Consider the following 25487-nt stretch of genomic DNA (forward strand, 5'->3'; position numbering starts at 1 on the left):
GCCTATTTGAGGAGAATACCTATGGCAAACTCCAAGCCATCCTTTGTCTGGACGGATCCTTTTTTGTTGGAAGACCAACTGACAGAAGACGAAAGGATGATTCGCGACAGCGCGCGTAGCTTTGCCCAAAGCGAACTTCAGCCGCGAATCGAGGAAGCCTATATCCAGGAAAAGACTGATCCTGAATTATTCCGCCTTATGGGACAATCAGGATTGCTCGGGGTCACTTTGCCGGAGGAATATGGCACGGCAGGTGCGTCATATGTTGCCTACGGACTTGTTGCCCGCGAGGTGGAGCGTGTGGACAGTGGTTATCGGTCGATGATGAGCGTGCAGTCCTCCTTGGTCATGTATCCTATTTATGCCTATGGTTCGGAAGAACAGCGCAAGAAATATCTGCCGAGATTGGCGTCCGGTGAATGGATTGGTTGCTTTGGATTGACAGAACCGGATGCAGGCTCCGACCCGGCGGGTATGAAGACCCGTGCGACCAAAGTTGCGGATGGCTATAGTATTTCCGGCTCGAAGATGTGGATTTCAAATTCCCCTATTGCCGACGTTTTTGTAGTTTGGGCCAAGTCCGACGCGCATGACGGCCAGATCAAGGGATTCGTGCTGGAGAAAGGCATGAAGGGGCTTTCCGCACCAAAGATTGACGGCAAGCTTTCCCTTCGCGCTTCGATCACCGGCGAGATTGTCATGGATGGCGTTATTGTTGGAGAAGAACAGTTGCTGCCGAATGTGGCTGGTCTGAAAGGTCCATTCGGATGCCTTAATCGCGCACGCTATGGTATTTCCTGGGGTGTCATGGGCGCCGCTGAAGATTGTTGGCAGCGCACGGTACAATATGGCCTCGACCGCAAGCAGTTCGGTCGTCCACTGGCTGCAACACAGCTTTTCCAGAAGAAGTTTGCCGATATGCAAACCGAAATTGCGCTTGGTTTGCAGGCTTCATTGCGCGTTGGCCGTCTCATGGACGAGGACCGCATGGCGCCGGAAATGATCAGCCTGGTTAAACGCAATAATTGCGGCAAGGCTTTGGACATCGCGCGCATGGCTCGCGATATGCATGGCGGCAATGGAATCCAGATCGGCTATCATGTCATGCGGCACTCGCAAAATCTCGAAACGGTGAATACTTATGAAGGTACGCACGATGTGCATGCTCTCATTCTGGGTCGTGCACAGACCGGCATTCAGGCGTTTTTCTAGTCAGTGAAAACCGGCAATTACAGCGAAGACGGCTGAAAGTTGAGTATAATCGTTCGAAGGTTTTCATAAGAACCGGGATTAGCTTTTACCGTTTTGAAGGGTGCGCAGCGCTTGATGGCGCGCACGGCGCTTAGAGCAAGCTGTTTGCCTATGGTGCCCTTTCCGGTCTTCAAAACTTTGGGGTCTTTGAGTAGCGTCCCGTCTTTCCCGACGCTAACAGCTACCTTTATTTCTGGCAGAGTATCGCCCCGCTTGAAGATGGGCTGAACCCAGCACGCCTGAATCTCTTGCTTCAACCGATCTTCGACAGTGCCGCTCGCCAACGGCATTGGAGCGCTGTTTTCCAGCATATTATCTATATTGTCGGCAGAAAATGGTTTCTCCTGTGCGCTGCCAGCAACAACGGGCAGCGTCATAAAGAAGACCACAGTCAGCGTGCCGAACAGGCGCACCAACTCTAACCCTTCTGCTGTTGCACAATCCCGTAAATATTGGTTGAGCGGGCGCCTGAGCGACAATAGGCGAGAACCGGGCCTTCAGCTTGTTCAAGCGCGGAAGCCATAGCATCGACATCATCTTGCGTTAGCTGTCCGGCTATAATCGGCACGTAATAAACGGGAATACCGGCCTTTTCTGCGACTTTGGCGATCTCTGCAAAATCTGGCTGGTCTGGTGACTCGCCATCCGGCCGATTGCAGATGAGCGCGCCGTAGCCAGCGGCAACGATATCGCGAACGTCGTCTGGTGAAATCTGACCCGTCACGGCGTAGCGATCGTCAATCTGACGAATATCCATTTTCATGTCCTTGGAAATCGTGGATGTTGAGCGCAACATACATCAAACAAAACTCTTTGCCAGACCAAAGCGGCCCAGCATTAGAAGGCTTGCTCATTTGCTCTAGAGTCTTTGTGGAGGAGAGTCTGGATGATCGACAAGTTGGAATTTTTTATCGCATTGGCTCGCCATAAGCATTTTGGCCGCGCTGCGGAAGAATGCGGTGTGACACAGCCGACGCTTTCAGCAGCAATTCGTCAGCTTGAAAATACGCTGGGCGCTGTTCTTGTTCAGCGCGGCTCGCGGTTCAATGGTTTGACATCCGAGGGTCAGCGCGTGCTCGAATGGGCGCGGCGAATTGTTGGCGACACGAAAACAATGCGTGAAGAAATCCGCGCAGCGCATTTTGGACTGGCCGGACACCTGAAGATTGCCGCCATTCCAACCGCATTGGCCATGGTGTCCAAGCTCACCACGCCTTTCAGAGAGAAGCACCCCCATGTCACCTTTTCCATTACGTCGCGAACATCATTGGAAGTCTTGACGCTGCTCAGTAATTTCGAGATCGATGCCGGTATTAGTTATCTTGATAATGAACCTCTCGGGCGTGTGACCTCGGTCCCGCTTTATTCCGAGCGCTATCAATTGATTACTGCAGCGGGCAATACCTATTCGGACAGGACGTCCGTCACATGGGCCGAGGTGGGTCAACTGCCGCTATGTTTGCTTACGAAAGATATGCAGAACCGCCGGCTTATCAACAAGCACTTGCAGGATGCTGGCGTGGAGGTTCACCCGACACTCGAATCCAATTCGATGATTGTCCTCTTTTCCCATATCCGCACCGGAAAATGGGTTAGCATCATGCCGCTTAACCTCTCTGAGACCTTGGGTTTTGCCGAGCCAATCCGGTCCATTCCGATTGTGGAGCCGGATGCGCGTCATTTGGTGGGTTTGGTCACGGCAGATCGGGAGCCTCACACGCCGCTTGTATCAGCCCTCCTTCATGAGGCACGCGCTTTGGCACTCACAATGGAAGTTTTTTGATAGAAGTATTCTATCGTTCAACGAGACAATGATATTGATTATATATCAGTTTTTTGATCTGTTCTAAGTCACGAGGAGAAATTAGGGAGGGCGCTGCACAAAATGCAGAGCGCAAGTACCAATATCGCAGCTAGAGCGATAGGCATTATCGATCAATTCAAGGGCAAAGAAGGGCCGCTATTGCCCATCTTGCACGAGTTGCAGGGTGAGTTTGGTTATGTGCCACAGGAAACGCTTCCTTTGATCGCACATGCCCTCAATATTTCCCGTGCCGAAGTTCACGGCGTATTTTCATTTTATCATGATTATCGCGATCATCCAGCTGGCCGACATGTCCTGAAGCTTTGCCGGGCTGAAGCCTGTCAATCAATGGGCAGCGATGCATTGGCGGATCGCGCGCGCCAATTGCTTGGCATTGACTGGCATGGCACCACGACAGATGGCGCGGTAACGCTCGAACCGGTTTACTGCCTTGGCCTGTGCGCCTGTGCGCCTGCCGCGATGCTGGATGGCGAAGTTATTGGTCGCCTGGACGCTGAGCGCCTCGATGAAATTGCTGCGGAGGTGCGACTATGAGCATCACCTTCTATGTCCCGCGTGATTCCGGTGCCTTGGCACTCGGTGCTGAAAAAGTCGCAAAGACGCTCGAAAACGAAATCACCGCACGCAAGCTGGATGCAAAAATCATACGCAATGGATCGCGTGGCATGTACTGGCTTGAGCCGATGGTCGAGGTCGAAACGCCCGCCGGCCGTGTAGCCTATGGGCCGGTCAAGGCCTCTGACGTTGCAGCCTTGCTCGATGGCGGGTTGGCCGAGGGCAGGGTGCATCCGCTTTGGCTTGGTCTTACAGAGCATCTCCCGTTCTTGTCCAAACAGACACGCCTGACATTTGCGCGTTGTGGCATCACTGATCCAGTCTCGCTTGATGATTATCGCGCCCATGATGGCTTGAAGGGGCTGCAGAACACTCTGACCTTATCGCGGGCCGAGATCGTGGCTCAGGTAACCGAATCCGGATTGCGGGGACGCGGAGGTGCTGGCTTTCCGACCGGCATCAAATGGAAAACGGTGCTCGATACTTTGGCACCGCAAAAATATATTGTCTGCAATGCGGATGAGGGCGATAGCGGCACTTTTGCTGATCGTATGATCATGGAAGGCGATCCCTTTGTTCTCATCGAGGGCATGGCGATTGCCGGCATCGCTGTTGAGGCGACCAAGGGCTACATCTACATTCGTTCTGAATATCCGCATGCCGTTGCAGTAATGAATGAAGCCATCGAAGTTGCGCGGAAGGCTGGAGTACTGGGAGCCTCTGTGCTCGGTTCGTCATATGCTTTCGATATCGAGGTTCGCGTCGGCGCCGGGGCCTATGTCTGCGGCGAAGAAACGGCTTTGCTTGAAAGTCTTGAAGGGCGTCGCGGTATCGTACGCGCCAAGCCACCGCTTCCCGCGCATAAGGGCCTGTTTGGCAAACCTACCGTCATCAATAATGTGATTTCCTTAGCCTCGGTGCCTGTCATCATGGACAGGGGTGCGGCGTTCTACAAAGATTTCGGCATGGGCCGCTCACGTGGCACCATTCCGCTGCAAATAGCTGGCAACGTCAAATATGCCGGTCTGTTTGAGGCTGCCTTTGGTCTTACTCTTGGTGAGATCGTGGATGATATTGGCGGCGGCACTGCCACGGGCCGTCCGGTAAAAGCGGTGCAGGTCGGCGGTCCACTGGGTGCTTATTTCCCACGTTCGCTTTTCGACACGCCGTTTGACTACGAAGCCTTTGCAGCCAAGGACGGTCTTATCGGTCACGCCGGATTGGTCGTCTTTGACGACAGTGTCGATATGCTGAAACAGGCACGCTTTGCCATGGAATTCTGCGCTGTGGAATCCTGCGGCAAGTGTACGCCATGCCGTATCGGTTCTACCCGCGGCGTTGAGGTTGTGGATCGCATTTCAGCCAATATCGAGCCGGAAAAGCAAATCGCGGTTCTCACTGATCTTTGCAATACGATGAAATTCGGCTCGCTCTGTGCCTTGGGCGGTTTCACGCCTTATCCCGTTATGAGCGCTCTTAATCATTTTCCTGAAGATTTTCGCCCGGCCCCCGTTGCCGTTGCGGCGGAATAGGAGTTCACCATGTCACTGGTTCACGAGATCGACTACGGCACGCCAGCTTCCCTTTCGGAGAAGATGGTCACGCTTACCATCGACGGCAATGAGGTGACGGTTCCCGAAGGAACTTCCCTGATGCGTGCTGCGATGGAAGCAGGCATTCAGGTGCCGAAACTCTGCGCCACCGATATGGTTGATGCATTTGGTTCCTGCCGTCTTTGCCTGATTGAAATCGAAGGCCGCAACGGTACTCCGGCTTCCTGCACCACGCCTGCAATGGAAGGTCTGGTGGTCCATACGCAGACCAAGCGCCTGAAGGATATCCGCAAAGGCGTGATGGAGCTTTATATCTCCGATCATCCGCTCGATTGCCTGACTTGCGCTGCCAATGGCGATTGTGAGTTGCAGGATATGGCAGGTGCGGTGGGGTTGCGCGATGTTCGCTATGGTTACGAAGGCGACAACCATGTTTTCACCAAGGCAGAGGGCGTCGCCAATGATCGCTGGATGCCTAAGGATGAAAGCAACCCCTATTTCACCTATGATCCGGCGAAATGCATCGTTTGTTCGCGCTGTGTCCGTGCCTGTGAAGAAGTGCAGGGCACATTTGCACTGACGATTGAGGGCCGTGGTTTTTCCAGTCGCGTTTCTCCGGGCATGCACGAAAAATTTCTGGATAGTGAATGTGTTTCCTGCGGTGCCTGCGTGCAGGCATGCCCTACCGCGACACTGACGGAAAAATCGGTCATCCAGATAGGACAACCCGAGCACTCCAAAGTCACGACCTGCGCCTATTGTGGCGTTGGCTGCTCGTTCAAGGCAGAAATGCGTGGTGAGGAACTTGTTCGCATGGTTCCCTACAAGGATGGCAAAGCCAATCGTGGTCACTCCTGCGTCAAAGGCCGCTTTGCCTATGGTTATTCCACACACAAGGATCGCATTCTCAACCCAATGATCCGCGAGAAAATTACAGATCCTTGGCGCGAAGTGAGCTGGGACGAGGCATATAAGTACGTCGCTAATGAATTCCGCCGTCTGCAATATCAATATGGGCGCAATTCCGTTGGCGGCATCACTTCGTCCCGCTGCACCAATGAAGAAACATACCTCGTACAAAAGTTGGTCCGCGCCGGTTTCGGCAACAATAATGTCGATACCTGCGCCCGTGTCTGCCATTCGCCAACCGGCTATGGTCTCAAGACAACCTTTGGTACATCTGCCGGTACGCAGGATTTCGACAGCGTTGAGCATACGGATGTCGTTATGGTCATTGGTGCAAATCCGACCGATGGTCATCCTGTCTTCGCCTCGCGTCTGAAGAAGCGTTTGCGCAAGGGCGCAAAACTCATCGTCGTCGATCCACGCCGGATTGATCTGGTGCGCTCTCCCCACGTCTCTGCAGCCCAACATCTGCAACTGCGCCCGGGCACGAATGTCGCTGTGGTCACATCGCTGGCTCATGTGGTTGTTACAGAGGGTCTTTTCGACGAAAAGTTCATTCGCGAGCGTTGCGATTGGGAAGAGTTCCAGGATTGGGCCGCTTTCGTCTCTAGCCCGGAACATAGCCCGGAAGCCATTGAAGAACTGACAGGTGTGAACCCGCAAACCCTGCGCGAAGCAGCACGCCTGTTCGCCACTGGTGGCAATGGAGCCATCTATTACGGCCTTGGCGTAACAGAACATAGCCAAGGTTCTACTACGGTCATGGCCATCGCCAATCTGGCAATGGCAACCGGTAATATCGGCCGCAAGGGCGTCGGCGTTAATCCGCTGCGCGGTCAGAATAATGTGCAGGGTTCCTGCGACATGGGTTCGTTCCCGCATGAACTTCCCGGCTACCGCCATGTTTCCGATGAATCGACACGAGATATTTTTGACAAGCTGTGGGGCGTCAAAATTCAGGACGAGCCGGGCTTGCGCATTCCAAACATGCTGGATGCCGCCGTCGACGGCACGTTCAAGGGCATTTACATTCAGGGTGAAGACATCCTGCAGTCAGATCCCGATACGAAACATGTTGCTGCCGGTCTGGAAGCAATGGAATGTGTAGTCGTCCATGACCTGTTTTTGAACGAAACCGCAAACTACGCCCATGTGTTTCTGCCGGGTTCTACATTCCTCGAAAAGGACGGCACTTTTACCAATGCCGAGCGCCGGATTAACCGGGTGCGTAAAGTGATGAGCCCGCTCAATGGCTATGCGGATTGGGAAGTTACACAAAATCTTGCCAAAGCGATGGGCCTCAATTGGAACTATACCCATCCGTCACAGGTCATGGATGAAATTGCCATGACCACACCCAGTTTTGCTGGTGTCAGTTATGAGCTGCTTGAAAAAGAAGGTTCGGTTCAGTGGCCGTGCAATGAAAAGGCCCCTCTTGGTACGCCAATCATGCACATTGATGGCTTTGCACGGGGCAAGGGCAAGTTTATCCGCACGGAATATGTTGCCACTGATGAGCGGACGGGACCGCGTTTCCCGCTTTTGCTCACCACGGGCCGTATTCTGTCGCAATACAATGTCGGCGCACAAACACGCCGCACAGACAATGTCATGTGGCATGAAGAGGACCGATTGGAAATTCATGCGCATGATGCGGAAAATCGCGGCATCCGTGATGGCGATTGGGTGAAGATCAGCAGCCGGTCCGGCGAAACCACCTTGCGCGCGCTTATTACGGATCGTGTCTCGCCCGGCGTGGTCTACACGACCTTCCACCATCCCACGACGCAGGCAAATGTGATCACGACCGACTTCTCCGACTGGGCAACAAACTGTCCGGAGTATAAGGTTACTGCGGTTCAGGTCGGTGCGTCCAACGGACCAAGCGATTGGCAGGTTCAATATGATGAACAGGCCCGCCAAAGTCGCCGGATCAAAATACTCGACGCGGCAGAATAAACGTGGAACAGCGCCCCGCACGCCAACTCGTACCGCGGATCACTCGCCGCTTGAATGGCGCAGTCGCCAGCTATGCCAGCGGCGACCGTGCCGTGCCGGAAGAGACACCGGTCGCCTTCAGCTATAACGGCACGACCCATGCGGTCATGATGGCAACCCCTTCTGACATGGAAGATTTTGCCGTTGGTTTCAGTCTTTCCGAAGGCATTATCTCGCGGCTTGAACAGATCGATGAAATCAACATTGAAGACCATGCTGAAGGCATTGATATCCAGATCAGGCTTGCAGGCGAGGCAGGGCAGGATTTGAGTGATCGCCGCCGCCGCATGGCGGGGCCCGTTGGTTGCGGTCTTTGCGGAATTGAATCAATCGAGCAGGCATTGAAACCGGTCTCCTCCGTCGACAAGGTGAAATTGGAACTGGCACCAGATGACATTGCGCAAGCAGTAAGACTGCTTTCAGAAATACAGCCTCTTCACAAGGAAACGGGAGCTGTTCATGCCGCTGGTTTCTATCAACCGGGAAAAGGCATTGTAGCGGCGCGTGAAGATGTCGGAAGACACAATGCGCTCGACAAATTGGCTGGCAATCTGTGCCGCTCGCGCATTGAAGGCAGCAGCGGTGCTATTGTGATAACCAGCCGGGTTTCCATTGAAATGGTCCAGAAGGTAGCGATCATTGGTGCTTCAGTATTGATTGCGGTTTCTGCCCCGACAGCGCTTGCTATTCGCACGGCCCATGCCGCCGGACTAACGCTCGTTGCCTTGGTTCGCGGCGATGAATTTGATGTGTTTACGCGCCCGGAACGTATCCCGGTCGCCGCAGCGCAAATCGGCTCCGACACAGATGAAAAGCCGCAGCGGCCGCATCTCAATCCCGATCCTGCTGCCTCGACTCTTATACAAAGTCCAACTGTTAGATTGGTGCAATATGGATAGTGAAAGCCATAAAACCACGGCGGAAAAACTGGTCTATATGGCCAATCAGATTGCAACCTTCTTTCACTCTCAACCGATGGATGAGGCAGCGGCGGGTGTTGCCGAGCATATCAACCACTTCTGGGAACCGCGCATGCGCCAGCAGCTTTTCGACATACTGGAACAGCCGGACAACGGTCTGGATCCCTTGGTCCTTGAAGCTGCAAAGCAGATACGCAAGCCGGGCACCGTTTCGGCCTGATCCAACTTAATCGCTTGTTTTCTAATGCAAACCTTGGGAGGGGCATTGTATGTCTGCAATTGACCAAACAGCAGGAGGTTCGGTAGGAACCGCTGGAATTCTCGACCGCGAGCGCATTGTCGCCAAGGCGGGTTTCAATCGATGGCTCGTCCCGCCAGCCGCTTTGGCAATTCATTTATGTATCGGCATGGCCTATGGATTCAGTGTTTTCTGGCTGCCATTGTCCCGCTCGATCGGGATTGAACAATCCGTCGCCTGTGCTGATCTCAACCTTGTAACGGCTCTCTTTACGACCAGTTGTGACTGGCGTGTCAGCGATCTCGGCTGGATATACACGCTGTTCTTTGTGCTCCTAGGCTGTTCCGCAGCAATTTGGGGCGGTTGGCTGGAGCGCGCAGGCCCTCGCAAGGCGGGTCTTGTTTCAGCCCTCTGCTGGTGCGGCGGCATGGTCATAGCAGCCATCGGCATCATGACACATCAATTGTGGCTGATGTGGCTTGGCGCAGGCGTTATCGGCGGTATCGGCCTTGGGCTTGGCTATATTTCTCCGGTGTCGACCTTGATCAAATGGTTTCCGGATCGACGCGGCATGGCAACAGGCATGGCGATCATGGGCTTTGGTGGCGGTGCGATGATCGGAGCGCCACTGGCCAATCTTCTGATGAATTACTTCAAGACACCGGAATCTGTTGGCGTTTGGCAGACTTTGCTTGTCATGGCTGCCGGCTATTTTATCTTCATGATGTGCGGCGCATTTGGCTATCGTATCCCACCTGCAAATTGGCGCCCGGAGGGCTGGACCCCGCCCGTTAACGGCAAGGCCATGATTACCACGCGTCACGTCCATTTGCGGGATGCGCACAAGACCAAGCAATTCTGGCTCATTTGGGCCGTACTATGCCTCAACGTATCGGCTGGCATCGGCGTGATCGGCATGGCTTCGCCAATGCTTCAGGAGATATTTGCAGGCAAGCTGATTGGCTTTCCCGATGTCAGTTTTACGCAACTGGACGCATCGCAAAAAACTGCGGTCGCAGCTATTGCGGCTGGTTTTACCGGTTTGCTTTCACTGTTCAACATTGGCGGGCGCTTCTTCTGGGCGTCACTTTCCGACCGTCTCGGCCGTAAGGCAACCTACTACACCTTCTTTGCGCTGGGCATAGCGCTGTATGCCTTGGCACCAACCGCAGCACATATGGGTAGCCAGGCGCTGTTTGTTGCTATTTTCTGCGTGATCTTGTCGATGTATGGCGGTGGCTTTGCTACTATACCGGCCTATCTCGCCGATATATTTGGAACGCAGTTTGTGGGAGCTATTCATGGCCGCTTGCTGACCGCTTGGGCGACTGCCGGTATCGTGGGACCCGTCGTGGTCAATTACATCCGTGAATTCCAGATCAGTGCGGGTGTCCCGCGTGATCAGGTCTATGATCGAACAATGTATATCCTGGCTGGCATGTTGGCGCTCGGTTTGGTAGCTAATCTGTTCGTGCGGCCATTGGCAGACAAATGGTTCATGTCGGATGCAGAAGTTGCTGCGCTACAGGCCAAGACAAAGGTCGTGGAAGCGGGCACAAGCGGATCATTCGGCATAGGTCATGGCGGTCTCGACGCAAAGGCGGCAATTGCCTGGGCAGCTGTTGGTATCCCGATCTTGTGGGGTGTTTGGGTTACCATCAAACAGGCCATCATTCTCTTCCAGTGAGCAATTGCTCCAGCTCGAAGTAAAAAGGCCCTTCGGGACCTTTTTACTGTAACAATGTCATAGATTTCAGCCGTAAGTTGCATGGTCTGTTGACAAGTCACGACGAAGTTTAAAGAGTGCCCAACATCAGGATCAGTAGTGGCGTTGGGAGGACGATATGTCTGTGCGCGCAAGGTTTGGGCTTCTTGCTCTTCTCCTCACATTTTTTACCTCCATCTTACCCGTGGGGGCCGCGGAGATTAACCGCGATATCGTCACTACGAAGGACAGCGATTATTTCGGGTTTGATCTGCGCACGGAAGAAGATGTTACGCTGGATCAATGCGAAACCGTCTGTCTTGCAGATCAGGCGTGTAAAGCCTTCACCTACAATCCCAAGGTAAAGTGGTGCTTCCTGAAATCAGACTTCAAGGAGCTCAAGAGCTTCCCGGGTGTCTTTGCCGGAAAGGTCGTGGAGACCTCAGTCGAACCGGATATTGGCGCCGCTCCTAAAGTGCAGTTTGTTTCGGAGCAGTTCATCACCGATGCACGTGAGATCAAAGCCAATCTGTCGGCAACCGATGCTCAAAAAGCGATGGGTTTTGACAAGCTTATCGAGCTTGCAAGAAACAGCGCAGTTCCTACCTCCCTCGAGAACTATATAGCAGCTTTGTCGCTCGCACCCGGCAATGAAGACATATGGCTGGAGCTTGCAAAAGCTGGAAATGTTGGAGGCGATCGCTACAGGGGTGGTCAGTCTGCGTTAGCTGCTTTTAATGCCTATCAATTGTCACGCACCACACAAAGCCGCGCAGAAGACCTTTCCGTCTTGGGAACGTCCCTGGAGATTGCGCAAAATTACCGGGCGGCAATCAATGCCTATAAGGCAAGCTTGGAACTGGTTGAAGCAAAGACAGTTCGGGCAGCACTCAATGATCTGCAGGCGCGTCAGGGCTTCCGCGTGGTCAATCACACGATTGATGCTGACAGTGCGACAGCACGTGCCTGCGTTCAGTTCTCAGAACCATTGGTAAAAATGGGGACGGATTACACGCCCTTCGTCACACTGAACGGCGTGCCGGCCAAAAGCGTTGAAGCCAAGGGTAGTGAAATCTGCGCCGAAGGTCTGACGCATGGTGAGCGCTACAAGCTCGCGTTGCGTGCCGGTCTTCCTTCATCGGTGGGTGAATCTTTGGAGCGGCAAGTCGACCTTGATATTTACGTCAAGGACCGCACAGCCATGGTTCGGTTTACGGGTGACAGTTTCGTTTTGCCCAGCACGGCCCGTCGCGGCATTCCTATTGTGTCTGTCAATACCAGCAGCGCCAAGCTGAAACTCTACCGCATCGGCGATCGCGGTATTGCGCCTTTGCTGACGAGTTCGCAATTCCTTACGCAATTGGAAGGTTACAGCGCTCAAAGACTGCAGGACGAGGCGGGTGAAGCCATTTGGGAAGGCACGATTGATATTCAGACCGATTTGAACAAGGACGTTGTCACCAGCTTCCCTGTCGATGAGGCCTTGCCGCAGCGCAAGCCCGGCGTTTATGTGCTAACTGCCGTATCACCTGAAGCAAAGCAGGATGATTGGGCAGCGCTGGCAACCCAATGGTTCGTCGTTTCAGATATTGGTTTGTCGACATATACAGGTACTGATGGTCTGAACGTATTTGTGCGCTCGCTTGCCAGTGCCCAGCCGCTTATCGGCGTTGAATTGCAACTGCTCGCCAAGAACAACGAAATCCTTGGTACAGCGACAACCGATACGGATGGTCGTGCAACGTTCAGTGCGGGGCTAATGCGCGGCACTGCAGCCATGGTTCCCGCCGTGATCACCGCCCGCAACGGTGATGCCGATTATGTCTTTCTGGACATGACCCGAGCCGGTTTCGACCTTTCGGATCGCGGTGTTACGGGCCGCGCGGCTCCTGGCGCTATCGATATTCTGGCTTGGACCGAGCGTGGCATCTACAGGGCAGGTGAAACGGTCCACGTTTCGGCTCTCGCGCGTGACAACGCTGCAAATGCTATCGAGAAACTGCCACTCACTTTCGTATTCAAGCGTCCAGATGGCGTAGAAGACCGCCGAATGGTTAGTGATGGAGAGAATTTGGGCGGCCACACGCTGGATCTGGCTTTGCAGGCCAATGCCATGCGCGGCACGTGGACGATGCAGATATTCACCGACCCAAAGCGGTCTTCAATTGCGGAAAAGCAATTCATGGTCGAGGATTTCGTGCCCGACCGTATCGAGTTCGATCTGACAAGCGACGCCAAATCATTGGAGATCGGCCAGCCCGCATCTGTCATTATTGACGGGCGCTATCTATACGGCGCTCCCGCTGCGGGTTTGTTTGCGGAAGGCGAGGTCATTCTTAAGCCCACGCGCGAAAGAGAGGATTTCAAAGGTTACTTCTTCGGGTTGGCCGACGAACAGGCAAGTGAACCAATAACCGTGCCGATCGAAGCTGCCGAAGCATTGGACGAAAACGGCAAGGCGACGTTTGACGTGACCATTGCCGATGCTCCTTCGACAACACAATTATTGAATGCAAATGTTGTTGTACGATTGAAGGAAGCAGGCGGACGCGCTGTTGAGCGTTCATTGACGCTGCCAGTCAAATCCGAAAGCTCGATGATTGGGATCAAGCCGGAGTTTTCCGGCGATCTCAGCGAGAATTCCGTTGGCAAGTTTAACGTCATAGCGCTTGATGCAAATGGGCAGAAGCAGGCCATGCAAGGTTTGTCATGGAAGCTGCTGAGCGTCGAGCGGAACTATCAGTGGTATCGCGACGGCAGCTCGTGGAAGTACGAGCCTATTTTGTCGACCAAGCAGGTTGCCAATGGCACAGTTGATGCCACCACGGATGGCGGGGCGATTTCAGTTCCCGTGACATGGGGACGTTTCCGGTTGGAAGTGGAAACAGCCGCTGCGGATGGTCCCACATCAAGCGTCGAATTCGACGCTGGTTACTATGTTGAAGCCGCATCGACGGAAACACCTGACGGCCTCGAAATTGCGCTGGACAAGGAGCAATATGCGCCTGGTGATACCGCCAAGCTGAAAGTTTCCTCGCGTTTCGCGGGCGAATTGCTGGTGACAGTCGGCGCTGAAAGCCTGCTGGCAACGACCAGAGCCAGCATTGGTGCGGAAGGCGGCGAAGTTGATATTCCTGTCACCGCCGATTGGGGTGCAGGAGCCTATGTCACGGCCACGTTGTTCCGTCCGGGCGATGCACAGGAAACGCATATGCCCATGCGAGCCATCGGTATTAAGTGGCTGAATGTGAATCCCGGCGATCGCAAGCTGGCAGTCAAGCTTGAAGCTCCGGAAAAAACCGAGCCACGCCAACCACTCAACATCGCATTGCAGGTTGCAGGCGCTGGCGCAAATGAGAACGCATTTGTTTCCGTGGCTGCAGTGGATGTCGGAATTCTTAATCTGACTCGTTACGAGGCTCCTGATCCTGATAACTGGTATTTTGGCCAGCGTCAGCTTGGGCTCGAAATCCGCGATCTCTATGGGCGTCTGATTGATAGTTCGCAGGGCGCAACAGGGAAACTGCGTACCGGCGGCGACGGCGCTCAAATGCCGATGCAGGGTAATCCTCCAACTGAAAAGCTCGTCGCATTCTTCTCCGGGCCCATAAAGCTTGATGCGGAAGGTAAGGCGAACGTCAGTTTTGATATCCCGCAGTTCAATGGCACGGCGCGGGTCATGGCTGTCGCCTGGTCCAAATCCGGCGTTGGGCATGCCACCTCTGACGTGATTATCCGTGACCCGGTGGTAGTGACAGCAAGCCTGCCAAAATTCCTGACGCCTGGCGACAAAGCATCCTTGCGGCTTGATATAGCCAATACCGACGCGCCTGCTGGTGAATATCAGGTGCAGGTCACCGGCAATCCTGCCGTCGAGGTAGAGCAGCCCGGCGTATCGCAGGCGATCAACCTGACCGCTGGCGGCAAATTCGACCTTACCTTGCCGCTTGTTGGCGTTCATCCCGGCGATGGCGTTGTCTCGGTGAAACTGTCAAATACCGCCGGCATGTCGCTTGAACAAACGCTGAATCTTCCGGTTCGTCCAGCAACATTGCCGATGACTGTGCGCAAGCCAATCAAGCTTGCACCCAATGCCAGTGTCAAAGTGGACAGTGAATTGCTTGCCGGGAGTATCCTGCAGGGCGCTTCGGTTAGCCTCAACGTTACACGATCAACGGCGTTCGACATTCCTGCTCTGCTGATGACGCTTGATCGCTACCCTTATGGCTGCGCCGAACAGACCACCAGCCGCGCCTTGCCTTTGCTATATATGAGCGAACTGGCAAAGAAATCGGGTATAGCTGATGATGGCGATGTTCAAAAACGCGTTCAGGAAGCCATATACCGCGTGCTTGCCTATCAGTCTTCGTCCGGCAGTTTCGGCCTGTGGAGCCCAGGTTCGGGCGATCTTTGGCTCGATGCCTATGTCACGGATTTCCTGACACGAGCACGCGAACAGAAATATGACGTGCCGGAACAGGCGTTGGTTCAGGCGCTGGATAATCTCCAGAATTCGTTGAGCTATGACGTGAATGTCAAGGATCAAGGAAATGAAATAGCCTATGCGCTCTACGTATTGGCCCGCAATCGCAAGGCCGCAATCAGCGATCTTCGCTACTATGCCGATACGATGCTTTCGGAGTTTCCGACGCCCCTTGCAAAAGCACACATAGCTGCTGCGCTTTCGCTTTATGGCGATGGTCAGCGCTCGCAAAGCATTTTCACCGATATTGTCGGTAAGACATCGTTGTTGAGCAATGTCAGCCTGGTGCGCTCCGATTATGGTTCATCCTTGCGTGATGGCGCTGCCGTTCTTGCTCTGGCAGCCGAGAGCCGCCCGGTTCCGGCTATCATTCCGCAACTGTCAAAAATCGTTGCTGAACAATGGGAAAGCGCTCGGTACACCAGCACCCAGGAACAGACATGGATGCTCCTTGCTGCGCGTGCAATTCAAGACGGAGACAGCGATCTGAAGCTCGATATTAACGGTGTAGCCCATGCAGGTAGTTATGCGTCGCAGCTTACAGGCGAAGAACTGATTGCGTCGCCCGTGACAGTTACGAACACCAGCTCCGCTCCGCTTTCCGCAGTTGTCACTACGGTTGCTGCACCGTCGCAGCCCCTGCCGGCGGGCGGTGATGGGTTTAATATTGAACGCACCTATTACACGCTTGATGGTAGCGAGGCCAACGTCACAGAGGCCAAGCAGAATGAGCGCTATGTCGTTGTTTTGAAGATAACAGAGAACAATAGATGGCCCTCGCGTGTTCTGGTTACGGATCTGTTGCCCGCTGGTTTTGAGATCGACAATCCCGGCTTGGTCAATAGTGCCAGCTTGACCAATTTTGACTGGATAGGTGAGGTCGAGGCGGCTCACACGGAGTTCCGTAGTGATCGTTTCGTTGCTGCGTTTGATCGGGTCGCCAGCGATAATAGCGAAATTACGCTTGCTTACGTTGTTCGCGCCGTCACACCGGGCAATTACAGCCATCCTGCCGCTAGCGTCGAAGACATGTATCGCCCGCAATTTTCTGCCCGCACTGCCTCTGGCCGCATGGAGGTCGTCGAAGCACAATAATGCTTACGTGGCGGACATTCTGCATCGGCGTTTCTGCCAATCTTGTATTGGCGACCCTGTTGGCCTTTGGACTCGACGCGGCGGATCATGCGTTCCCGCCGCCTCTTGAAAAAGCGCGCGAGGTCTCAACTGAAGTGGTTGACGCGGATGGCCAGTTGTTGCGTGCCTTTGCAACTACTGAAGGCCGGTGGCGACTGGGTACAAAGACCAAGGATGTTGACCCGCAATTTGTGCGCATGCTGATTGCCTATGAGGATCAGCGCTTCATGGACCATCGGGGCGTTGATCCTCTGGCCTTGGGACGGGCTGCCTTCCAGCTGGTCACCAATGGACGCATCGTCTCTGGTGCGTCTACCTTATCAATGCAGGTTGCCCGGCTTATCGAGCCTCGTGAAGGCCGGTCGCTTACGGCAAAGTTTCAGCAAGTCGTGCGGGCGTTGCAGATCGAGCGCCGCTTAAGCAAATCGCAGATTCTCGATCTCTATCTGACGCGCGCTCCTTACGGAGGTAATCTTGAAGGCGTTCGCGCGGCAAGCTTGAGCTATTTCGGCAAGGAACCACGTCGCTTGAGCGTTTCGGAAGCAGCATTGCTGGTTGCCCTGCCGCAATTACCGGAAAAGCGAAGGCCAGACCGTAATGCTGGTGCGGCGACAAATGCGCGAGAACGCGTTCTCAAACGCATGGCGGTGGAAAAAATTGTCGGGGAGGGCGAGGCTGAACGCGCAGGCTTGATCCCCGTCTCCTCCCGCCGTCTGCAACTCCCCGCCCTTGCAGCTCACCTTGCAGAAGCTGCCGCAAAAAAAGAACCGCAAGTCAAACGTCATCAGACCACCCTGCGCCGTAAGGTTCAGGAGGGACTGGAAACTGTTGCGCGTGATGCAGCTGTGAAGCTCGGTCCGAAACTGTCTGTCGCCATGGTGATGGCTGATGCCCGCACTGGCGAAATCGTTGGAGAAGTTGGTTCCGCCGATTATTTTAATGCCAGCCGTTCGGGCTGGATAGATATGACGCGCATCAATCGTTCGCCGGGATCGACGCTGAAGCCCTTCATTTATGGGCTTGCCTTTGAAGATGGTCTGGTCAGCCAGGAAACGATGATTGAAGATCGTCCCACAGACTTTTTCGGCTATCGGCCGCGCAATTTCGATATGAGCTATCAAGGTGATGTCAGCGTCAGGCAGGCATTGCAATTGTCGCTGAATGTGCCAGCGGTGCGTCTGCTCGATGTGGTTGGGCCAACGCGTTTGATGGTTCGTTTCCGCCGCGCTGACGTGCGTCCGGTTCTGCCAGCCAATGAGGCCCCCGGATTAGCAATTGGACTTGGCGGCGTCGGTACGACGTTGAAAGATCTTGTCCAGCTCTATGCTGCGCTGGCCAATCAGGGCAGGCCAGTACAGTTAGGGGACGGTATCCGGGAAAAGCCCGCGGTCATTGAGGGTGAGCCTTTGCTTGAACCTGTCGCTGCCTGGCATATTGCCGATATCCTGTCCGGCGTCATGCCGCCTTTGGGCGCGGGCCAGCGTGGCATCGCGTACAAGACTGGTACAAGCTATGGTTATCGTGACGCTTGGTCAGTGGGCTTTGATGGGGCTTATGTACTTGGTGTTTGGGTAGGGCGGCCGGATAATGGGGCTGTCCCGGGCATAACAGGGTTCGCCTCCGCAGCGCCTATCCTGTTTGAGGGTTTTGCCAAATCCGGCATTGCAATAACGCCTTTGGCCCGTGCACCGGCTGGAGCAGCGCGAGTTGCACAGGCGGAATTGCCCATAAGTCAACGCCGGTTTTCCATGACGCCAAGCGGGCTTCTCGCCTCTTCAACACGGGAACCCGCGCCGCAGATAATTTATCCACCGGAAGGTGCGCGAGTCGATCTTGGTGCCAAGCACGGAGGCCAGATAAACCCGCTCATATTGAAGCTGCAAGGCGGCAGAGCGCCGTTCCGTTGGCTGGCCAATGGCAAGCCTTTGCCGGATATGTCGCGCAGACGGGTCAATCAATGGACGCCGGATGGTGGAGGATATTCGACTTTGACGGTTGTCGATTCGATGGGGCGGGCGGCTACTGTTCGCGTTTTCATAGACTGAAAAAGCGGCGCTGGAGGTCGCCGCTTTTCAGTCTTCTGTTTATCGGGCTTGAACCAGCGCCGAAATGATGCCGGATGTAATGCCGATCAGCACGTAATTATCGTCAGCTCTTACCCAGTGATAACCACGTGGCGGGGTCCGCAGGTGATAGCGATGATAGTCGCGCACCACGTTGCGACGATAGCTTGACGGTAATGCATGACCGCGCGACCAGCGTGTTTTCTTCACAACGACCTTCTTGGTAACGATGCGCTTTTTGACGACATGTTCGCGTTACTGGTCGTAATGGCGACCTTGGTCGTGTCGCTGCTGGGCGAAAGCTGCGGGCGTGGCTAGAAGTGATATGGCAATTGCTGCCAGAGCGATTTTTTTCATTTTCGTTTCCTCGTGAGCTGCATGGTTTGGGAAAGACCATGACTATTCAGACACGCAATGGTTGTATCTCTGGCGAGATGAACGAAAACTGAATGTGAACCTAAACAATTTGTAATGTTTTAAAGCACTTAGTGCGGATTGAACGTGGTCTTAACATCAGCCGTAGCGGCTGATGTTAAGTGGCGATGGGTCGACATCCGGGGATTTGCCAGATACCAGATCGGCAAGAACGCGGCCCGACCCGCATGCCATGGTCCATCCTAGCGTCCCATGGCCGGTATTGAGATAAAGATTGGAATATTTTGTCCCGCCGCCGATGATTGGCGGGCCATCGGGCGTCATTGGGCGCAGGCCTGTCCAGAAACTTGCTTTTGAAATATCGCCGCCCTTGGGGAACAGATCGCCGACCGAATGAGCCAATGTTCCCCGGCGTGCTTCGCGCAATGTCAGGTCATAGCCGGAAATCTCAGCAGTGCCGCCGACGCGAATACGATCACCAAGGCGAGTGATTGCAACCTTGTAGCTTTCATCCATGACGGTCGAAACCGGCGCGCCAGCAGGATCGGTGATCGGAACGGTAATGGAATAGCCTTTCACCGGATAGACGGGAATATGCACCCCGATGCGACGTAGCAGGAAGGGAGAGTAGCTGCCAAACGCGATCACATAGGCATCAGCGGTCAGTTCTTCTGTTTCCGTCGAAACACTGGCGATCTTGTTCGTGCTCGTATTAATGGACGTGATCGTCGTGTTGAACCGGAAGGTCACACCCGCTTCGGCACAACGCGCCGCCAGCTTTTCGGTAAACATCTGGCAATCACCCGTTTCGTCGCCAGGCAATTGCAAGCCGCCGACAAACTTTCCGCGCACATTGGCCAATGCGGGCTCGGCTGCAATGCAGCCTTCTGGGTCAAGCAGATTATAAGGCACGCCAAACTGCTTCAGAACATCAATATCACCGCTGGTGCCATCATATTGGCTCTGGGTGCGGAAAAGCTGCAGCGTCCCTTGCGTGCGCTCATCATAGGTGATGCCGGTTTCTTCGCGAAGCGCCTTGAGACTATCGCGGCTATATTCTGCAACAGGCACCATCCGAGCCTTATTGCGCGCATAGCGTGCAGATGTGCAGTTGCGCAGCATTTTTGCCAGCCATAACGCCATGTAGGGATCGAATTTCGGCCGCACGACGAGCGGGCCAAAATGCATCAGCATCCATTTGATGGCTTTTACCGGGACACCGGGACCTGCCCAAGGTGATGAATATCCCGGTGAAATTTCTCCGGCATTGGCAAAGCTGGTTTCCTGTGCGGGTCCCGATTGGCGATCCACCACCACAACTTCATGTCCTGCCTGCGCAAGATACCAGGCCGACGTGACACCGACGACGCCACTGCCAAGGACGAGAACTTTCATGAATGGGAACTCCTTCGAACCACACATCAGCCGCGAAAAGCAGGCTGTCAAACCGAATCGTACCTTGTGGGTTAGAACGCAGTCTTTCCAGTGTTTTCTTGGTGCTTGCGCTGAAATGTCATGGAGAATGCAGCCTTTTCCCAGGATGCCCAGAGTTTGCGGCGTCAAGCGCGTTGAAGTGGGGCAACACGGTGCAAAGCTGGCGAGACGCTTGGGTTCATAAACCTGTCCATCGCGGATGTGACCGCAAATTCTGCGTGAGGCAATGACGGTTGAACAAAGTCTGCCGACCGTAGCTATAAGGCCGCTAGAAATCCAGGCAAAATAAAAGGCCGGGAAAACCCGACCTTCTCAAATTCATCTTTGCTATCAGTGCCAGTACATCCGTGGTCAAAGACCGCGAAGACGAATTATAATCAACCAGCCTGAAGCTGATCAGCAGTCATCTTGCCGGACTTGTTGTCACGAACCAATTCGAAGCTGATCTTCTGACCGTCATTGAGGCTGCGCATACCAGCGCGCTCAACTGCGGAGATGTGAACGAACACGTCTGCCGAACCGTCATCAGGTTGAATGAAGCCGAAGCCCTTTGTGGAATTGAACCACTTTACTGTTCCAGTGCTCATGATGAACCCTTTCAATGGAAATATCTTAATACAGGGCACGACGCGCCATGCAGTTTTTAGCTCGATTTTTGAAGAAGGATCTTTCAGAGCGCCTGAGACGCAATAAAACTGTTAACTAACTACCAAATACCGATATCACACATATAAGGCGAAGCACCTGTTTCGTCAATGCGGACCGCCAGAAATAAATATAAAGACTTTGCCAAGCCTAATATATCAATTAGCACATAAGAATTTTAACTGAAAACTATTTCTCGATTTCTGCGTGCAGAAAATCACAAATAGCTCCTTCAGTCTCGGCCTTCAGGTGCTCTGGCAGGCAGTAACTACTTGGCTTTTGTCGCCCGGGAGACTTTCGCCTTGGCTTTGGATTTAGGCGCTGCTTTTGGCGGTTGCGCCGCAAGTTCGGCTTCGTCGGCAGCTTCTTTCGCAAGACGAAGCGCTTTTAGCCGAGCTGTCTTGCTCTCCCACTTATTGGTCTCATCATTGATGATGGCGGAGGCGGCAGCTGTGGTAGCCAGACTTTTCTGCTCTGAGGGGCTGAGCACCCGCTTCGGGCGCACACCGACTTCGGGCAATTGTTTTGGACTATGTTTCATCGTGTCTCACATTGTTAGCTTACAATAATGACACGCGACGGCTGCCAAGTCTATCTTACAATCTTTTGACCGGACGGCCGCCATCCCCTGGCGAAACCATATGACATTGCCAAAGCTGCATATTCGATTTCGCGCAAAAGAAAGTCGCGCTCAGCTAAAAGAGCAGCCACGGTCGCCCTTGCATCACCCTGATGATAAGCGAGAGCTTCATCAATTTCATCCTCTGGTTGTCTCAAGATGGCGTTCATAGGAATCTCCTTTTCAAAAATACTGCCACAACCGAACATATTTGAAAAGGATTTTGTTCTCCTTTTGTTCCATAAAATGAGAACGTGCCGGAACATGGTTTGCCATGTTGGCCGGCACATATTGATTCAAGCTTTCGGCTTGCCCTTAGGCGTGGTTGCCTCTGCCTTTTTCATCATCGAGCTAAAAGGAACTTCTGCTTTCGCTGCGACCTTTTCCTTTTTTGGCTTGCGCGTTTCTTTGTTGCTGCGTTGCTGACCCTTGGCCATGGTGCCTCCTACCGGTTATACCAGGATACTTCACGGAATCAGTCGTTTGGAATGAATTGGCGGCCGAAACCTCTGACGCCGCGAAAAGCCAAGCCTGGCCAAAAGACGATTTACAATACAGAAGCTTAGAGGTTTAATTCGGGCGTGTCACGGGCTCAGTTTTTGATTGCGGCAGCCCTGCCGCTCTTATTTGCTCAATTTAGGAATATTATTACGGATTGAGCATAAGCAGCAGTGCAATAAACACAGCAAATATTGCAAAATTGAACCAAAAATTGGCTGTTCGTGAGTACATTTTCGATCTCCTGCCTAGCCGCGCCGGGAGCATGCGCTTAACCCGATGCGGAGCGTTCAGCCTATGATAACGCCCACTACGCCAGACTTGTTCCAGCTTTGCGGAGCCGGCGGAGTTTCAGACCGAACAAAAGTCGAACCAATTAGCCATACAATGATTAAAAATATCACAGCGATTGCAGCCAAGAACAATAATCCAGTTAATTGTACTGGCTGCTGGTCATTATCGAGCATGGGATTCGTCTCAAAATTGTGACAATGGTCTAATACAACTTATGCGCGAATTATCAATCAGAACATCTGTCAATCTTCAGGATCAAAAGCACTGCCTTTTGATATTTGGCCTCGTACAACGTGATTGAAAATCATTTGTTCCGATGAGGTATTGGAACATGAGTTAAAATTACTGACTTCTATTGCTCGTTCTATTTTGCTCTTAATAGGAGTTCTTGAAAGGGATGAATCACATGGCTTCGGCTACTGTTCTTGTTACCGGGGCCACGGGCTTTGTCGGAACTGAGCTTGTTCCGCTTTTGCTGGCATCGGGATATCGGGTGGTTGCCGCTGTGAGAGACGGAGCAACGGGTGTCGTTGCCGGAGTAAAAACTGTTCGTTTGCCAGTTCATGATGAGCCCGACGCCGCTTTCGAGACTATTCTGGATGGCGTCGATCATGTGGTTCATCTGGCAGCCATTGCGCATACAAGGCTGGAAAATGGCGCTGAAATATACAATGCAGTAAACCATGTTCTTCCAGCCAGACTGGCGAAGGCCGCGGATAAAGCCATTACAGGCAAGTTCATTTTCATGTCATCAATAAGGGCGCAATGCGCCAATATTGCTCAGGGTGTCGTGCTTGAATCAGATGATCCACAGCCCACTGACGATTACGGGCGGGCGAAACGACACGCAGAAATCGACATAGCCAAATTCATGCCCCGGCGAAACTATACGATATTGCGGCCAGTCCTGGTTTACGGTGCCGGTGTAAAGGGCAATCTGGCGGCTTTGATAAAACTTGCGGCATTGCCGATCCCGCTTCCATTCAAATCCCTCGCCGGCAAAAGGTCTCTTGTTCATCGTTCGTCACTTTGTGACGCTGTAATTCATTGCCTCAATCAACCAAAAACCGATGGCGGAACCTTCATCGTCGCCGATAGTAGCCCGGTCACAGTTGCGCAGATACTTGTCGCCCTGCGTCGGGGTGTCAAAAGAAACCCCTCATTGTTCACATGTCCTGTCTGGATCATGGATATTGCGGCACGTATCACGGGGCAGCGCGATCGTTGGGCCACGTTGAACGGCGACCTTGTTGCCAGTTCAATGCTGTTGCAATCCACGGGGTGGAAGGCAGTAGAAAATACCGAGGGCGAGATTGAAAAACTGGCTGGCTGAACGAGCCAAAAGGTGCGATGCGAGCCTTCTCGACAGTTAGGCGGTAAAACGTCTCTTGGATATTCGCCAATCCGTGTTACATTATCTCCAACATTAATTGAAAAGCGCCTTGCTTTGCGTCCTTCGATGGTTCGCGCGGTGCTCAAAGGATAAAAGAGTGAAAGACCCCGAACTGGGTGCCTCATTGGCGCCGCATGGGGCGTCTGGTGGAATCAATGTGCCAAATGGTGCAAGTGATTCTGCCAAGAACGGGTCCGGACAACATGGTAATCCCGTGCAAGAGGTACAGGGTAGCCTTTCCGGTTCCGAAGAACGGCGCTTCGACCCGAACCCCAAGAAACGTGCGCGCCGCAGACGGCGTGGCAAGTCAAAGCAGGCTCCTGTTTTGGCGGAGAATGCCGTATCGACGGCTGCATCTGCGCCCGCCGCTGTCAGTCCAGCGGCCGCAGCCGCCAAACCAGCTAAAAAGCGACGGCCAAATCGCTTTCGCCGTCGTGGGCGCGCAGGCAATAAAGGCCCTGTGCAGAGCGCTGAAGCCAGCGTGGTCACCTTGCAAGTTCAGCCATCGGTAGCGGCACAGCCTGTAATTCAAGATGCGGTCCGTAAAGACAACCGGCACTCAGGAGCCGCGCTCTATGCCGCGCTGGATCTGGGTACGAATAATTGCCGGTTGCTCGTTGCTTCTCCCACGCGCCCCGGCCAGTTTCGGGTCGTGGATGCGTTTTCCCGCATCGTTCGTCTGGGCGAAGGGCTTGGCGCCACAGGCCGGCTGAACGAGAACGCAATGAATCGTGCCATTGAGGCATTGAAAGTTTGCCGGGACAAGCTTGATAGCCATGATGTGCGGCGTGCGCGCCTGATTGCAACCGAAGCCTGCCGACAAGCTTCAAATGGTGAAGAGTTTTTGGCGCGGGTAAAGGATGAAACGGGACTCGATCTCGAAATCATCAATCGCCAGACTGAAGCCCGGCTCGCTGTTTCCGGTTGCGGCACATTGGTCGAGCGGGAGACTGACGCGGTGGTCCTGTTCGACATTGGTGGCGGATCTTCCGAAATCGCATTGATTGACGTTTCCGAGCGTCGCTCACCCCGGTTGGCGGAGCACATCATAGCCTGGACCTCGCTGCCGGTTGGCGTGGTAACACTGGCGGAGCGCTTTGGCGGCCGCGACGTGACGACGGATAATTTCGCGGTCATGGTCGATCACGTTGCTGAACTCATCAATGAATTTACAGAGCGTCACAAGCTTGGCGATCTGGTAAAAAGCCAGAATTTCCATTTGCTTGGAACGTCCGGCACCGTAACGACGCTGGCCGGTATTCATCTCGGACTGGAGCGCTATGATCGCCGCCGTATTGATGGCATCTGGATGCAAAATGACGATGTGACTGAAATGACGAGCAGACTATTGTCGTGGAGTTTTGACGAGCGTGTCGCAAATCCTTGCATTGGTGCTGATCGTGCTGATCTTGTACTTGCCGGTTGCGCAATTCTGGATGCCATCCGCAATGTGTGGCCCAGCCAGAAATTACGCGTTGCGGATCGTGGCCTTCGCGAAGGTATTTTAACCGAACTCATGTCGCGCGATGGCGCGTGGCGCAATCGCTGGCTTCGTCCCAGCGCATAAGCAAGATTAGGCGCGATTGATATAGCGCGGA

The 25487-nt window shown here is 53.8% G+C and carries 20 protein-coding genes; 12 read left to right on the forward strand and 8 right to left on the reverse strand.

Going from position 1 to position 25487, the window contains the following annotated elements:
• Window positions 1-21 precede the first annotated feature (21 nt).
• Complete coding sequence (locus AC6CHM_RS10580; RefSeq protein WP_337353648.1) at window positions 22-1212, forward strand: acyl-CoA dehydrogenase; 1191 nt, start codon at window positions 22-24, stop codon at window positions 1210-1212.
• A gap of 17 nt (window positions 1213-1229) precedes the next feature.
• Here AC6CHM_RS10580 and tolA read toward each other — a convergent pair whose 3' ends face one another.
• The gene (tolA, locus tag AC6CHM_RS10585) at window positions 1230-1664 is read right to left on the reverse strand and encodes a cell envelope integrity protein TolA (protein ID WP_498173100.1); all 435 of its coding nucleotides are present in this window, start codon (window positions 1662-1664) and stop codon (window positions 1230-1232) included.
• A gap of 5 nt (window positions 1665-1669) precedes the next feature.
• The gene (locus AC6CHM_RS10590) at window positions 1670-2008 is read right to left on the reverse strand and encodes a protein tyrosine phosphatase family protein (RefSeq protein WP_336440539.1); all 339 of its coding nucleotides are present in this window, start codon (window positions 2006-2008) and stop codon (window positions 1670-1672) included.
• A gap of 129 nt (window positions 2009-2137) precedes the next feature.
• Here AC6CHM_RS10590 and AC6CHM_RS10595 point away from each other — a divergent pair, with 129 nt between their 5' ends.
• The 9 genes from AC6CHM_RS10595 to pbpC all read left to right on the forward strand — a co-directional run bounded on the left by AC6CHM_RS10595 (window position 2138) and on the right by pbpC (window position 18613).
• A complete protein-coding gene (locus AC6CHM_RS10595) occupies window positions 2138-3034 on the forward strand; it encodes a LysR family transcriptional regulator (protein ID WP_498173102.1) in 897 nt (298 codons plus the stop codon).
• A gap of 102 nt (window positions 3035-3136) precedes the next feature.
• Window positions 3137-3610, forward strand: coding sequence for a formate dehydrogenase subunit gamma (locus AC6CHM_RS10600; protein ID WP_498173103.1), 474 nt, complete (start codon window positions 3137-3139; stop codon window positions 3608-3610).
• Window positions 3607-5163 carry a formate dehydrogenase beta subunit gene (locus AC6CHM_RS10605; protein ID WP_498173105.1) on the forward strand — a complete coding sequence of 519 codons (1557 nt, stop codon included), beginning with the start codon at window positions 3607-3609 and terminating at the stop codon, window positions 5161-5163. The genes AC6CHM_RS10600 and AC6CHM_RS10605 overlap by 4 nt, the downstream gene beginning before the upstream one ends.
• 9 nt (window positions 5164-5172) lie before the next feature.
• Complete coding sequence (fdhF, locus tag AC6CHM_RS10610; RefSeq protein WP_354342428.1) at window positions 5173-8049, forward strand: formate dehydrogenase subunit alpha; 2877 nt, start codon at window positions 5173-5175, stop codon at window positions 8047-8049.
• 2 nt (window positions 8050-8051) lie between these two features.
• Complete coding sequence (gene fdhD / locus AC6CHM_RS10615; protein WP_498173107.1) at window positions 8052-8987, forward strand: formate dehydrogenase accessory sulfurtransferase FdhD; 936 nt, start codon at window positions 8052-8054, stop codon at window positions 8985-8987.
• Window positions 8980-9228 carry a formate dehydrogenase subunit delta gene (locus tag AC6CHM_RS10620; protein WP_115055188.1) on the forward strand — a complete coding sequence of 83 codons (249 nt, stop codon included), beginning with the start codon at window positions 8980-8982 and terminating at the stop codon, window positions 9226-9228. Before fdhD ends, AC6CHM_RS10620 begins: the two co-directional genes overlap by 8 nt.
• A 49-nt stretch (window positions 9229-9277) precedes the next feature.
• Window positions 9278-10933, forward strand: coding sequence for an OFA family MFS transporter (locus AC6CHM_RS10625; protein WP_498173111.1), 1656 nt, complete (start codon window positions 9278-9280; stop codon window positions 10931-10933).
• 157 nt (window positions 10934-11090) lie between these two features.
• Window positions 11091-16529 carry an alpha-2-macroglobulin family protein gene (locus AC6CHM_RS10630; protein ID WP_498173113.1) on the forward strand — a complete coding sequence of 1813 codons (5439 nt, stop codon included), beginning with the start codon at window positions 11091-11093 and terminating at the stop codon, window positions 16527-16529.
• Window positions 16529-18613 (forward strand): penicillin-binding protein 1C, encoded by a 2085-nt coding sequence (gene pbpC / locus AC6CHM_RS10635; RefSeq protein WP_115055185.1) that lies wholly within the window; start codon window positions 16529-16531, stop codon window positions 18611-18613. The genes AC6CHM_RS10630 and pbpC overlap by 1 nt, the downstream gene beginning before the upstream one ends.
• 39 nt (window positions 18614-18652) lie before the next feature.
• Here pbpC and AC6CHM_RS10640 read toward each other — a convergent pair whose 3' ends face one another.
• From AC6CHM_RS10640 to AC6CHM_RS10665, 6 genes are all read right to left on the reverse strand, one after another.
• Complete coding sequence (locus AC6CHM_RS10640) at window positions 18653-18841, reverse strand: RcnB family protein (protein ID WP_498173115.1); 189 nt, start codon at window positions 18839-18841, stop codon at window positions 18653-18655.
• Between the two features lie 303 nt (window positions 18842-19144).
• Window positions 19145-20401 carry a D-amino acid dehydrogenase gene (locus AC6CHM_RS10645; protein ID WP_498173116.1) on the reverse strand — a complete coding sequence of 419 codons (1257 nt, stop codon included), beginning with the start codon at window positions 20399-20401 and terminating at the stop codon, window positions 19145-19147.
• A gap of 416 nt (window positions 20402-20817) precedes the next feature.
• A complete protein-coding gene (locus AC6CHM_RS10650; RefSeq protein WP_091881096.1) occupies window positions 20818-21027 on the reverse strand; it encodes a cold-shock protein in 210 nt (69 codons plus the stop codon).
• Window positions 21028-21353: 326 nt separating this feature from the next.
• Window positions 21354-21626, reverse strand: a complete 273-nt coding sequence (locus AC6CHM_RS10655; protein ID WP_115055182.1) for a hypothetical protein — start codon at window positions 21624-21626, stop codon at window positions 21354-21356.
• Window positions 21627-21676: 50 nt separating this feature from the next.
• Entirely contained in the window at window positions 21677-21874 is a 198-nt protein-coding gene (locus AC6CHM_RS10660) for a hypothetical protein (RefSeq protein ID WP_115055266.1), read from the reverse strand.
• Window positions 21875-22000: 126 nt separating this feature from the next.
• The gene (locus tag AC6CHM_RS10665; protein WP_307283087.1) at window positions 22001-22141 is read right to left on the reverse strand and encodes a hypothetical protein; all 141 of its coding nucleotides are present in this window, start codon (window positions 22139-22141) and stop codon (window positions 22001-22003) included.
• A 761-nt stretch (window positions 22142-22902) separates the two neighbouring features.
• Here AC6CHM_RS10665 and AC6CHM_RS10670 point away from each other — a divergent pair.
• Window positions 22903-23829, forward strand: coding sequence for an NAD-dependent epimerase/dehydratase family protein (locus tag AC6CHM_RS10670; RefSeq protein WP_336440530.1), 927 nt, complete (start codon window positions 22903-22905; stop codon window positions 23827-23829).
• Window positions 23830-23986: 157 nt separating this feature from the next.
• Window positions 23987-25456, forward strand: coding sequence for a Ppx/GppA phosphatase family protein (locus tag AC6CHM_RS10675; protein ID WP_498173120.1), 1470 nt, complete (start codon window positions 23987-23989; stop codon window positions 25454-25456).
• The last annotated feature ends 31 nt before the right edge of the window (window positions 25457-25487 follow it).

It is taken from the genome of Phyllobacterium sp. GQ127 (assembly GCF_059758635.1).